A 12,519-nucleotide genomic window follows, 5' to 3' on the forward strand; every position below is an offset into this window, starting at 1 on the left:
GCTCACAAGGAATTCAAGTTGAGCAATCCACTTGCACGTTATTCGTTGATAGCCGCGATAGCCCTTGGCCTGTGGTCCGGCAGTGGCGGCGAGCTAGCCGCAGCGCCACTCAATGAAGCACTCAAACCCCTGCCGCCATTGCCGGAGCTTGACGCCGCGCGGGTCGAACTGGGGCGTCGGCTGTTCAATGAAACGCGCCTGTCGGTCAACAACACGCTGTCGTGCGCCAGTTGCCATCGCCTGGATCGGGGTGGCGCCGATAACCAGCCGTTTTCGTTGGGGTTCGATGGCAAGCCTGTGACGCTCAACACCCCGACGGTGTTCAACGCCAGCCTGAACTTCAAACAGTTCTGGAACGCCCGGGTCGACACCCTTGAGGCACAGATCGAAGCGGTGGTCACCAGCCCCGTGGAAATGGGCAGTGACTGGAAGAACGTGGTCGCCACGCTGGCCGCATTGCCTGGGTACCAGGGCGCGTTCAAGCAGATCTATCCTGACGGTGTCACCGCCGCCAACGTGCAGAACGCCCTGGCGACGTATGAGCGGACCTTGCTCACGCCCGACTCTCGCTTTGACCAGTACCTGCAAGGCGACACCGAGATTCTCACCCGCGAGGAAAAGTACGGTTATTTGCGTTTCAAGGAATATGGCTGCATTGCCTGCCATCAAGGGGTCAATATCGGTGGCAACATGTATCAGAAGTTCGGCGTGATGGGCGATTACTTCAAGGACCGCGGCAACCCCACCGAAGCCGACCTGGGACGCTACCTCGTGACGAAGGATGAGGAAGATCGCAACGTGTTCAAGGTCCCCAGCCTGCGCAACGTCGCCGCCACCGCCCCGTACTTTCACGATGCTTCGGCGAAAACCCTGGAGGACGCGGTCGACGTGATGTTCAAGTATCAGCTGGGGCGCATACCGTCGGCCAAAGACAAAGACCTGATTATCAAGTTTCTCAAGACCCTGAGCGGCAAGTGGGAAGGTAAGCAACTATGAGACTGACACGCCGCGCCACCCTGCTCCTGCTCGGCGCCGTTGCCCTGGCACTCGCCTCGATCCTGGTATTTTTGTACGTCAAATCCTCCACGGACCAGACCGCGAGCTACACCCAGTCCCGCGACCTGATCCGCCATATCCAGCAACTGAACGCCCAATGGGACAGCGAGGTGCTCAAGGCGCGGATTGCGCTGACCCACAATTACGATCCGCTGGTCACTCCACTCAACGAAATAAACAAGCTGTGGGCCAGCCTCAAGGCCTACGAAGCAAAACATCACCCTGTCGACGCAGGCGCCTGGCAGTCGCTCCAGCATGACTTTCAGACAGCCCTTCAGGAAAAGGCGCGGCTGGTCGACCAGTTCAAGTCGCGCAACGCCTTGCTACGCAACTCCCAAGCCTTTTTGCCGACTGCCGAAGACGATATCCAGGCGTACTTCAACCAACTGGACGATCATGAACGGCTGGCATTGCAGAACGTGGCGACCGACACCTATGACCTGTTGCTCAGCAGCCTGGAATTTGCGCTGGTAACCGACGACGAAAAGGGCGCGGAAATTCTTGTCGGTCTGAATAAGCTGGCGATCAACCGCGAACAAATGCCCGAGGGGTTCCAGGCACCGGTGGAAATTCTCAGCAACCACATTTCGCTGATTCTGCGCGAACAGCCGGTGGTCAACGACTTGCTTGAGCGTATCGCGGCCATCCCGCTGTCGGCGCGACTGGACGAGTTGACCAACCACATCAATCAGGACCAACAGATAGCCGATCGTATCGACCAGAAATATCATCGTTACCTGCTGGTGTTTTCAACCTTGTTGGTGATGGTACTGCTGTACCTGGCGATTCGCCTGCTGCGCAGTTTCGCCGAGATCAACCGGGTCAATCGCGCGTTGCAGCGCGCCAACGAAAGCCTGGAACAACGCGTCGAAGAGCGCACCCGGGAGCTCAAGGATGCCCAGAGCGAGCTCATGGGCAGCGCCCGCCAGGCCGGCATGGCGGAAATTGCCACCAACGTGTTGCACAACGTCGGCAACGTACTCAACAGCGTGAATATCTCCGCCGATCTGATCGCGCGCAAACTGCGCACCAGCAAGGCCCAGGGACTGGGCAAGGCGATGCAACTGATCAACGAACACCCCCATGACCTGGGCAGCTTTATCACCGCGGATGAAAAAGGCAAATTGCTCCCCGGCTACCTGAACCAGCTGGTAGACGCGATTGCCGTCGAACAGCAAGGCATGGTCGATGAGCTGGCGCAGTTGAGCAAAAGTGTCGACCACATCAAGGACATCGTTTCCACCCAGCAATCCTATGCCGGGGTCTCCAGTCCGTGGGAACCGATACACATCAGCGCCCTGATCGAAGATGCCCTGCGCATGAACGCCGGCGCCCTGAACAGACACCATGTGACCGTGATCAAGAACTACCACGAGGTGCCTGAAATCATGGCCGACAAACATCGACTGCTGTTGATCCTGGTGAACCTGATCAGCAACGCCAAGTACGCCATGTCCAACCTCACCGACCGCACGCGACAGATGACCCTGACGGTCCAGCCCCTGGATGGCGACAGGTTACAGATCAGCGTCAAGGACGAAGGTGAAGGTATCCCGGCCGAAAACATGACACGGATCTTTACCCACGGTTTCACCACCCGCAAGGAAGGCCACGGCTTTGGCCTGCACAGCTGCGCCCTGGCGGCCATCGAAATGAAGGGCCACCTGACCGCCCACAGCGACGGGCCGGGCAAAGGCGCGCTGTTTACCTTGAACATCCCTCTTGAACGTGCCGAGGCCTGAGCATGAATCGTCCCCCGAACCGGCGCATCCTGTTGATCGATGACACACCGTCGATCCACGAAGATTTTCGCAAGATCCTGACACCCACCGTCGAACCCAGCGTGGAACTGGACGCGATGGAGGCCGCGTTGTTCGGTACAACCGCCAAGGTCCAGACCCAGGCGTTTGAACTCGATTCGGCTTATGGCGGCCAGGAAGGCCTGCAACGCTTGCACACCGCCATGCAGCAGGAACAGCCTTACGCCCTGGCGTTTGTCGACATGCGCATGCCGCAAGGCTGGGACGGCGCGCAGACCATCGAAGAACTCTGGAAAGTCGATCCGGACCTGCAAGTCGTGGTGTGTACAGCGTATTCCGACTATTCCTGGGAAGACCTGCTGTTGCGCCTGAAAGCCCATGACCGGTTGCTGATCCTGAAGAAACCCTTCGATAACATCGAAGTCCAGCAGATGGCCAACACCCTCGCCGCCAAATGGGACATGGCTCGTCGCGCCAGCCTGAAAACCATTCACCTGGAACAGTTGGTGGAGCAGCGCACCCAGGCACTCACCCTTGCGGGCCAGGCGCTGCAACAGGAAATCGATGAACGCAAACAACTGGAAAGCCAATTGGTGCAGTCGGAAAAACTTGCCTCCCTTGGACAACTGGCCGCCGGCGTCGCCCATGAAATCAACAACCCCGTGGGGTTTATCTCCTCGAACCTCGGCACCCTCGAAGGCTACGTCAAGCAGTTGCAACAGATGCTCGACGCTTACCAGCAGGCCGAGGAGGCGTTACCCAGCGGAGAGTGCCTTGAACAGTTGATCACTCTGCGCAAAGCCATGGATCTGGATTTCCTCAAGGAGGACATTCCGCTGCTGATCCGCGAATCCAAGGATGGCATTGGGCGTGTGACCCAGATCGTCAAGGACCTGAAAGATTTCTCCCGGGTCGACAACAACGAAAAATGGCAATGGGCGAACCTGCAACAGGGGATCGATTCGACCCTGAACATCGTGGCCAGCGAACTCAAGTACAAAGCCGATGTAATCAAGCACTACCAGCCGTTGCCGGAAATCGAATGCCTGGCCTCACAAATCAACCAGGTGGTGATGAACCTCGTGATCAACGCGGCCCAGGCCATGGGTCCGGAGCGCGGCACGATTACCATCAGCAACGGGATCGAAGGCGATCAGGTGTGGCTGGAAGTCGCCGATAACGGCTGCGGCATCGGGGCCGACAGCCTGCAGAAAATCTTCGATCCGTTCTTCACCACCAAGCCGGTCGGCGAAGGCACCGGGCTCGGACTGTCGCTGTCCTATGGCATCGTCAAGAAACACCACGGGGATATTTCGGTGCGTAGCGAACCCGGCAAAGGCACCACCTTTCGGGTGGTGCTGCCGATACGGCAGACGGATAAACCGCTGTAGATGCCTGCGGTCAGCGCGGTTTAACGGGGCGAGCAGCCTATAGCAGCGAGGAGGGTTGTTCTCCACCCTGTTTTTTACTCGACCTCGACTTTTTTCGCCGAAGACCCAAACGCCGCAAACCGCTTGTTGAAGCCGGCAATCCGGCCCTCGGCCTGGGTCTTGCGCTGCTGGCCGGTGTAGATCGGGTGGGAGGCGCTGGATACGTCGAGGGCGAAATACGGGTAGGTATTGCCATCCGTGTGTGTATGGGTACGGTCGGTGTCGGCGGTGGAACCGATGAGGAAAAACACATCGGCGGCGGTGTCGTGAAACAGCACGGTGCGGTACTCAGGATGGATACCAGCTTTCATAAAGCCTCCGGGGCACAGGGTGGATTAATTACGTTATACCGTAACACAATAAACCCAATCAAACGAGAAGCAATTGCAATAAGAGCAGTGTTCAATGCTATTACAGTTGCCCCTGTCGAGAGTTCGCCCTTAAGCTGGAAGCCTGCGTTAACCGTGAAAAACATAACAAGACACAGGCGCACAACCCTGAAGACCCAGGTCCTGATGAGTCCGAACCCAAGGAATACGTATGAGCTTGTCCTTGCTTAGCCGTTATGCATTTTTTGCCGTGTGCGTCATTTTCACCCTCGCCAGCTTGCCCTTTATCGAACACGAATGGTTGTGGCCCATCACGCTGATCACCGGCGTACTGAGCCTGATCGGCCTGTTCGACTTGCTGCAGAGCCCTCACGCGGTGCGTCGCAACTATCCGGTCCTGGGCAACATCCGTTACCTGGTCGAGGGCATTCGCCCGGAAATCCGCCAATACCTGCTGGAATCCGACAGCGACGCCCTGCCCTTCTCCCGCGCCCAGCGCTCGCTGGTCTACTCCAGGGCCAAGAATGAAACCGCCGACAAGCCTTTCGGCACCCTGATCGATGTGTATCAGTCCGGTTTTGAATTCATCGGCCACTCCATGCGCCCCGCGCCGTTGAGTGATCCGAGCGCCTTTCGGGTAATGGTCGGCGGTCCACAGTGCACCCAGCCGTATTCGGCCTCGGTGTTCAACATCTCGGCCATGAGCTTCGGCTCGCTGAGCGCCAACGCCATCCGCGCGCTCAACCAGGGCGCCAAACTGGGCAACTTCGCCCATGACACCGGCGAAGGCAGCATCAGCCCTTATCACCGGGAAAACGGTGGCGACCTGACCTGGGAACTCGGCAGCGGCTATTTCGGCTGCCGTACCAGCGACGGCCGTTTTGACCCGGAGCGCTTTGCCGTGCAAGCGCAGAATCCGCAAGTGCGGATGATCGAAATCAAGATGAGCCAAGGCGCCAAACCTGGGCATGGCGGGATCCTGCCCAAACACAAGGTCACCCAGGAAATCGCCGACACTCGCGGCATCATGATGGGCGAAGATTGCATTTCGCCGTCGCGCCACAGCGCTTTTTCCACGCCCATCGAACTGATGCAGTTCATCGCCCAACTGCGCGAACTCTCCGGCGGTAAACCGGTGGGCTTCAAGTTCTGCCTGGGGCATCCGTGGGAATTCATGGGCATTGCCAAGGCCATGCTGGAAACCGGAATCCTGCCGGACTTTATCGTCGTCGATGGCAAGGAAGGCGGCACGGGCGCGGCGCCCGTGGAGTTCACCGATCATATCGGCGTGCCGTTGCGTGAAGGTTTGCTGTTTGTCCACAACACCCTGGTCGGCCTGAACCTGCGGGACAAGATCAAGCTGGGCGCCAGCGGCAAGATCGTCAGCGCCTTCGACATCGCCAGCGTTCTGGCCATCGGCGCCGACTGGGCCAACTCGGCCCGGGGCTTCATGTTCGCCATTGGCTGCATCCAGTCGCAAAGCTGCCACACCAACAAATGCCCGACCGGTGTCGCCACCCAGGATCCTTTGCGCCAACGTGCGCTGGTGGTCCCGGACAAGGCCCAGCGTGTATTCAACTTCCACCGCAACACCCTCAAGGCGCTGGCGGAAATGCTCGCCGCGGCCGGGCTCGATCATCCCTCGCAGTTGTCGGCCAAGCACTTGGTGCGACGCATGTCGGCCACCGAGATCAAGCTGTTCTCGCAGTTGCATGTGTTCCTCAAGCCTGGGGAATTGCTTACCGGTGAAGTGAACGGCGAGTTTTATTCGCGGATGTGGCAGATGGCGCGGGCCGACAGTTTCGAGCCTCACGAAGTGGCTGCGGCCTGACTACTCATGCGGCGCCGTGCAGGGCGCCGCTCCAAGGACACATCTCATGCTGAAAGTCATTGCTGAAGATTTCATCAAGCCCGAACACCTGGACACCGTACGCCCCTGGTACGCCGAACTGGTGGAGAAAACCCGGCAAGAACCGCTGTGCATTGCCTACGACCTGTATGTCGACCAGAAAGACCCCGGGCACTTTATCTTTGTCGAGCAATGGCCCGACCAGGCAGCACTGGATGCTCACTGCCAGACCGAGCACTTCACACGGTTGGTGCCACAGATCAATGCGTATCAGGCCAAGCCCGGCAGAGTGCTGTTGATGGATGCGTTCTAGGCGTCGATCCAGCGCCCTGAATCTCACAAAAAAGCCCCGCCTCATAAAAAATGAGGCGGGGCTTTTTTTGTCATCGGCGCAGGTTTCAGGACGCTGAAGACACCGATCCTTCAGTGGCGTTGGTCGGCTGCAGTTTGAACACGTAGAACAACACCGTCAGCAACACCAGGAACGCCGGCCCGATGTACAACGCCACGCGCGTGTCCGGGAAGTACGCCATCAGGCCTACCACCAGCACCAGGAATGCCAGCGCCAGGTAAGAGCTGATCGGGTACAGCCACATCCGGTATTTCAGGGCTTTCTGTTGCGTCGGACTCAGGCTCTTACGGAACTTGAGCTGCGCCAGCAGGATCATCACCCAGGTCCAGATCGCACCGAAAGTGGCAATCGAGGTCACCCAGACAAAGACTTTTTCCGGCACCAGGTAGTTGAGCAGCACCCCCAGCAGCAACGCGAAAATCGACAACAACAGCGCCCGACGTGGCACGCCGTTGCTGGAGGTCTTGCCGAACTGCGCCGGGGCCTGACCGTTTTGCGCCAGGCTGTAGAGCATGCGCCCGGTGCTGAAAATCCCGCCGTTGCAGGACGACAGCGCGGCGGTGATCACCACAAAGTTGATGATGCCGGCCGCAGTCTTGATCCCCAGTCGCTCGAAGGTCATCACGAACGGGCTGCCCTGAGTGCCGATTTCATTCCACGGGTAGATCGACAGGATCACGAACAACGCGCCGACATAGAACAGCAGAATGCGCCAGAACACCGAGCCGATGGCGTTGGGAATGGTCTTCTGCGGGTTGCGCGCCTCGCCGGCGGTGAGGCCGATCATCTCGACGCCAAGGTACGCGAACATCACCATTTGCAGGGACATCAACACACCGGTCACGCCATTGGGCATGAAACCGCCATGGGTCCACAGGTTGGAAATCCCCAGGGCCACGCCGTCATTGCCAAAGCCGAACGCAATGATGCCGATGCCGCCCAACACCATCGCAATGATGGTGACGATCTTGATCAACGCAAACCAGAACTCGAACTCGCCAAATGCCTTGACCGCGATCAGGTTGATGCTGCCCATGCTGATCAGCGCCGCCAGGGCCCAGATCCAGCGCGGCACATCGGGGAACCAGACGCCCATGTACACCGCCACGGCGGTAATTTCCGCGACACAAGTCACCAGCCACAGGAACCAGTAGTTCCAGCCAGTCAGAAACCCCGCCAACGGCCCGAGGTAATCTTGCGCATAGCGCCCGAACGACCCGGCGACCGGGTTATGCACCGCCATCTCGCCCAAGGCACGCATGATCACCAGGATCGCCAGGCCGCCGAGGATGTACGACAGCATGATCGCCGGGCCGGCCATTTCGATGGCCTTGGCCGAGCCAAGAAACAGGCCGACACCGATACAGGCGCCAAGGGCCATGAGTCGAATGTGGCGCTCGCCCAATTCGCGTTTGAGCGGACCGCCTTGAGCGGTCTCCTCAAGGGGCAGTGGTTTGCCGACAGGCATAGGAATACAACCTCATTTTGTTATTGGATATAGCCACCGAGTCTCAGGCATATCAGCCGATAGGCGCATATGTCGACTTGACCGGGTCAACCTTGTGGGAAGACCCGTCTGGCAAAAACAACTGGCCAGCTCAGCGGGGCGTGCAGTGTAAAAAACTCCCGACAGGGCTTTTCACTCAATAAACAGCAAAATTTGGCGATAAGCCCCGATAAAAAGCGTTTCGACGGAGGCAGCAGCAACCGTCTAAACCGGCCTTCCCGGCGCAAAACGCGGCAAGTATTACATAACATGTCCGGCACCGGGATGACTCGCGCAAACCTCTACGACAAAGCTCGTGGCATGGGCAATCAGCGTCTACGCTTCAGACAAGTCCGATCAATCTGTAGGAATGGATCAGTCGACTATGGGCGCTCTGTGGCACACCGATTCTCCCGACACTGAAGCAGACAGCCTGTCACCCGTGCCTTTGCCGAAAAAAACCACGCCATCCCGAGCCTGGCGGCTGTGTTGGCTGATTCTGTTGATGGTATTGATCGCCCTGGGTTGGGCCGCAAGACGAGAACTGCAGACGGCTCACTGGCAAGCGCGGACATTCACTCAGTGGGCAGAGCAACTGACCTACACCCTGGGGCCCGGCGCCAGCGATGCGATTGTCTACCCCGGCGCCGGCCCGTTTGACCAGCGCCTGGGCTACAGCGCCCTCGGAGAATTCCTGCCGCGCCTGCTGAATCGCAACTACGTGATCGAGTCGCAGGCACGTTTCTCCGATGCGCTGATGGCGTACAGCCGCCAAGGCATGTTCATTCCCTACGCCGAGAAAATCCAGGCAGGTTTATCCATCACCGACTGCCGCGCCACGCCGTTGTATCGGTTCGACTACCCGCCCCAGTTATATGCGCGCTTCAGCGACGTGCCGTCGCTGATGGTGCGCAGCCTGTTGTTTATCGAAAACCGTGAGCTGCTCGACCCGACCCGACCCCAGGCCAACCCGGCGGTGGACTGGCCGCGCTTCGCCAAGGCTGCATGGTCACAAGTCGCCCGCCAGTTGCACTTGCCGGGACAAACGGCAGGCGGCAGCACCCTGGCGACTCAGTTGGAAAAATACCGTCACTCGTCGGACGGGCTGACCCTTTCAGGCAGCGAAAAAATCCGCCAGATGCTGTCCGCCAGTGTGCGGGCGTACCAGAACGGTCCCGACACGCTCCTCGCCCGGCAGAACGTGGTGCGCGACTACCTCAACAGCGTGCCGTTGTCGGCAGTTCCGGGGCATGGCGAAGTCCATGGCATGGCCGAAGGGTTAAGGGCGTGGTACGGCGCGGACTTCAATCAAGTCAATCAAGCCCTGAGCAGCCACGCGGACGACCCGGCCAGCCACGCGGCGCGCGGCCTGGCGTTGCGCCAGGTGCTGTCCTTGATGATCGCCCAGCGCCGCCCTTCGTACTACCTGACCAAGGGCCGCGCAGCACTGACCAATCTGACCGACAGCCACCTGCGGCTCCTGCGGCAACACGCGGTCATCGACACCACCCTCGCCGCCGCCGCCCTGGAAAGCCGCGTCACCTACCGCGACTGGCAACAGCAACCCGCGGTTCAACCGATCGACAGCAATAAAGCCATCAGTGTCGCCCGCAGCCGACTGGCGGTGCTGCTGGATCGCTCCTTGTACGACCTTGACCGCCTCGATCTTTCGGCTACCAGCACCTTGCAGGGCGAGCTGCAAAACCAGATAACCGACTACCTCAAGCAGTTGGCGGACCCGGCTTTCGCCGGACAAGTCGGCTTGCTGGGCCACCGCTTGCTGACCCCCGCGTCCACCGCCCAGGTGCGCTATAGCTTTACCTTGTTTGAACGAACTGCGGATGGCGCCCGCGTGCGGATCCAGACCGACAACACCGACCAGCCCTTCGATATCAACCAGAGCAGCAAGCTGGAGCTGGGCTCTACCGCCAAACTGCGCGTGCTCACCACCTACCTGCAAATCATCGCGGAACTGCATGCACGCTATGCGCATCTGACGCCCGCTGCGTTGAAGAACGTTGAGGTCGACAGCCAGGACCGTTTGAGCCGCTGGGCCATTGATTACCTGATCCGTCACCCGGAGCAGCGCTTGGACAACATGCTCGGTGCCGCCCTCGATCGCACCTATTCGGCGAGTCCCGGCGAGGCCTTTTTCACTGGCGGCGGCCTGCACCGTTTCAATAATTTCCGTATCCAGGACAACGGCCGCACGCCGAGCCTGCGCGATGCGCTGCGCGAATCCATCAACCTGCCGTTCATTCGCCTGATGCGCGACCTGGTGCGCTACAGCATCTATTCGGGCGCCAACAACAGCGCGCAATTACTCAAGGACGACAGCGATCCGCGGCGCCAGGAATACCTGGCCCGATTCGCGGATCGCGAAGGCAGCACGTTTTTGCTCAAGTTCTGGAAGAAGTATCAGAAAAAAGATACCCAGGCGCGCCTCGAGACGTTCCTCGACGGCGTGCGCCCCACGCCCGTTCGCCTCGCGGCGGTGCATCGTTACTTGCTGCCCGAGGCCAACCCGCAAACCTTCAAGCATTTTGTGCGGGCACACCTGAAAACCACCCAGGGCCAGAAAGCGCTGAGCGACGCGCGCCTGGAAACACTCTATACGCGCTACGGTCCCGGGGCTTTTGACTTGCCCGACCAAGGCTACATCGCCAAGGTTCATCCACTGGACCTGTGGCTGATGGGCTACCTGCTCAATCACCCCGAGGCGACGTTCAGCCAAATCGTCGAGGCCAGTCAGTTCGAGCGCCAGGAAGTCTATGGCTGGCTGTTCAAGAGCCGTCATCAAAGTGCACGGGACAAGCGCATTCGCACGCTGCTCGAGGTCGAGGCGTTCCTGGATATCCACCAACGCTGGCAGGCCGTGGGCTATCCCTTCGATCATCTGGTGCCCTCGCTGGCCACCGCCATCGGCAGCTCGGGCGACCGCCCCGCCGCCCTGGCCGAACTGATCGGGATCATCCTCAACGACGGCGTACGCTTGCCGGTGCTGCGCATCGACCGTCTGCATTTTGCCGCCGGCACACCTTACGAGACACGGCTGATCAACAACCCGGAGCGTGCTCGACGCGTCATGCCCAGCGAAGTGGCAACGGCGCTGCGCGAGGTGTTGTCGCAGGTGGTGGACGCCGGCACGGCAAAACGCGTGGCGGGCAGTTTCACCCTGGCCGACGGTACGCCGCTGGCAATGGGCGGCAAGACCGGTACGGGGGACAACCGCATCCAGACATTTGGTGCGGGCGGTCGCGTACTCAGCTCCAAATCGATCAACCGCACCGCCACGTTCGTGTTCTACCTCGGCGAGCAGCACTTCGGCACCTTGACGGCGTTCGTACCGGGCAATTCGGCACAGCACTTCACCTTCACCTCAGCCCTGCCGGTGCAAGTGCTCAAGGGCATGACACCGCTCCTGATGCCTTATCTGGAACAGACAGAATCCATGCGCTGCCAACCTGGCTGAGCGGCGGTTTGTCCTGTGGCTACACAAATTACTTGATGTCACACAGGTAACCGGCGCCCAACGTGCCCGGTGTGAACGTCCTTCTCGACCTTTATCGATACAAACAGACATCAATCGCCACACGGTTCGCCCTTCTCCGTTGCTAGCGTCAAAGGTTCAGTTCGTCGTACCAAAAGGAGCAATGGATTGCCTCATCCCCAGTCACACTTACTGCGCCGTGGTCGATATTCAGAGCCAGGCCGCGCTTATCTGATTACGGCGGTTGTGCATAACCGCCAGCCGTTATTTCGAAATTTCCATCTGGGAAGACTGTTGGTCGCCGAGTTTAAGCAGGCCCATGAACTGAACCTGATCAACTCCCTGGCATGGGTCGTGATGCCTGATCACTTCCACTGGTTGTTCGAACTCAAGGACGCCACCTTGCCCCAGGTGGTGGGGCGTACCAAGTCGTTGAGCACACGAAGCATCAACCACGCCCGTGGCAGCAAGGAACGCTTCTGGCAACGTGGCTACCATGACCGCGCCATTCGTACTGATGAAGACCTGCGTAAAGTCGCACGCTATATCATCGCCAACCCTCTACGCGCCGGCCTGGTCGAACACATCGGCGACTACCCGCTGTGGGATGCCGCCTGGCTTTGATCAATGAGAAGTGGCGAGAGGGCTTGCCCTGTGGCTGAAGAGGGGCTTGTTTTGTGGCGAGGGGGCTTGTCCCCCGTTGGGCTGCGCAGCAGCCCCCAAACCTGCCCCCCCCAGTTTGGACTGAAGGACCGCGGAGGCTTTTT

The 12,519-nt window shown here is 59.5% G+C and carries 9 protein-coding genes; 7 read left to right on the top strand and 2 right to left on the bottom strand.

The features are described from left to right. The first annotated feature begins 18 nt into the window (after nucleotides 1-18). From AC6CIA_RS18195 to AC6CIA_RS18205, 3 genes are read left to right on the top strand one after another with little or no spacing between them, the layout of a single operon-like run. Nucleotides 19-996 carry a cytochrome-c peroxidase gene (locus tag AC6CIA_RS18195; protein ID WP_498313925.1) on the top strand — a complete coding sequence of 326 codons (978 nt, stop codon included), beginning with the start codon at nucleotides 19-21 and terminating at the stop codon, nucleotides 994-996. After that, nucleotides 993-2,798, top strand: coding sequence for a DAHL domain-containing sensor histidine kinase (locus AC6CIA_RS18200; protein WP_498313926.1), 1,806 nt, complete (start codon nucleotides 993-995; stop codon nucleotides 2,796-2,798). Before AC6CIA_RS18195 ends, AC6CIA_RS18200 begins: the two co-directional genes overlap by 4 nt. A 2-nt stretch (nucleotides 2,799-2,800) precedes the next feature. Then, entirely contained in the window at nucleotides 2,801-4,207 is a 1,407-nt protein-coding gene (locus tag AC6CIA_RS18205; protein WP_498313928.1) for an ATP-binding protein, read from the top strand. Between the two features lie 74 nt (nucleotides 4,208-4,281). Here the strand turns inward: AC6CIA_RS18205 and AC6CIA_RS18210 are convergent, their stop codons facing one another. Further along, on the bottom strand, nucleotides 4,282-4,557 hold the full coding sequence (locus AC6CIA_RS18210) for a type B 50S ribosomal protein L31 (protein WP_498313930.1): 276 nt from the start codon (nucleotides 4,555-4,557) through the stop codon (nucleotides 4,282-4,284). A 229-nt stretch (nucleotides 4,558-4,786) separates the two neighbouring features. Between AC6CIA_RS18210 and AC6CIA_RS18215 the strand changes: the two genes are divergently transcribed. Both AC6CIA_RS18215 and AC6CIA_RS18220 read left to right on the top strand, forming a co-directional pair. After that, on the top strand, nucleotides 4,787-6,406 hold the full coding sequence (locus tag AC6CIA_RS18215) for an FMN-binding glutamate synthase family protein (RefSeq protein WP_339532056.1): 1,620 nt from the start codon (nucleotides 4,787-4,789) through the stop codon (nucleotides 6,404-6,406). A 46-nt stretch (nucleotides 6,407-6,452) separates the two neighbouring features. Next, nucleotides 6,453-6,737, top strand: a complete 285-nt coding sequence (locus AC6CIA_RS18220) for a putative quinol monooxygenase (RefSeq protein ID WP_339532055.1) — start codon at nucleotides 6,453-6,455, stop codon at nucleotides 6,735-6,737. Between the two features lie 85 nt (nucleotides 6,738-6,822). Here the strand turns inward: AC6CIA_RS18220 and AC6CIA_RS18225 are convergent, their stop codons facing one another. Further along, nucleotides 6,823-8,244 carry an amino acid permease gene (locus AC6CIA_RS18225; protein ID WP_339532054.1) on the bottom strand — a complete coding sequence of 474 codons (1,422 nt, stop codon included), beginning with the start codon at nucleotides 8,242-8,244 and terminating at the stop codon, nucleotides 6,823-6,825. 403 nt (nucleotides 8,245-8,647) lie between these two features. Here AC6CIA_RS18225 and AC6CIA_RS18230 point away from each other — a divergent pair, with 403 nt between their 5' ends. After that, a complete protein-coding gene (locus tag AC6CIA_RS18230) occupies nucleotides 8,648-11,734 on the top strand; it encodes a transglycosylase domain-containing protein (RefSeq protein WP_498313933.1) in 3,087 nt (1,028 codons plus the stop codon). A gap of 186 nt (nucleotides 11,735-11,920) precedes the next feature. After that, nucleotides 11,921-12,376 (top strand): REP-associated tyrosine transposase, encoded by a 456-nt coding sequence (locus tag AC6CIA_RS18235; RefSeq protein WP_498313935.1) that lies wholly within the window; start codon nucleotides 11,921-11,923, stop codon nucleotides 12,374-12,376. The last annotated feature ends 143 nt before the right edge of the window (nucleotides 12,377-12,519 follow it).

The sequence above is a fragment of the Pseudomonas sp. GQ91 genome, from assembly GCF_059758795.1.

Coding starts and splice junctions, on each gene's coding strand:
- AC6CIA_RS18200 (WP_498313926.1), top strand. CDS start 993: ATGAGACTGACACGCCGCGCCACCCTGCTCCTGCTCGGCGCCGTTGCC.
- AC6CIA_RS18205 (WP_498313928.1), top strand. CDS start 2,801: ATGAATCGTCCCCCGAACCGGCGCATCCTGTTGATCGATGACACACCG.
- AC6CIA_RS18210 (WP_498313930.1), bottom strand. CDS start 4,557: ATGAAAGCTGGTATCCATCCTGAGTACCGCACCGTGCTGTTTCACGAC.
- AC6CIA_RS18215 (WP_339532056.1), top strand. CDS start 4,787: ATGAGCTTGTCCTTGCTTAGCCGTTATGCATTTTTTGCCGTGTGCGTC.
- AC6CIA_RS18220 (WP_339532055.1), top strand. CDS start 6,453: ATGCTGAAAGTCATTGCTGAAGATTTCATCAAGCCCGAACACCTGGAC.
- AC6CIA_RS18225 (WP_339532054.1), bottom strand. CDS start 8,244: ATGCCTGTCGGCAAACCACTGCCCCTTGAGGAGACCGCTCAAGGCGGT.
- AC6CIA_RS18230 (WP_498313933.1), top strand. CDS start 8,648: ATGGGCGCTCTGTGGCACACCGATTCTCCCGACACTGAAGCAGACAGC.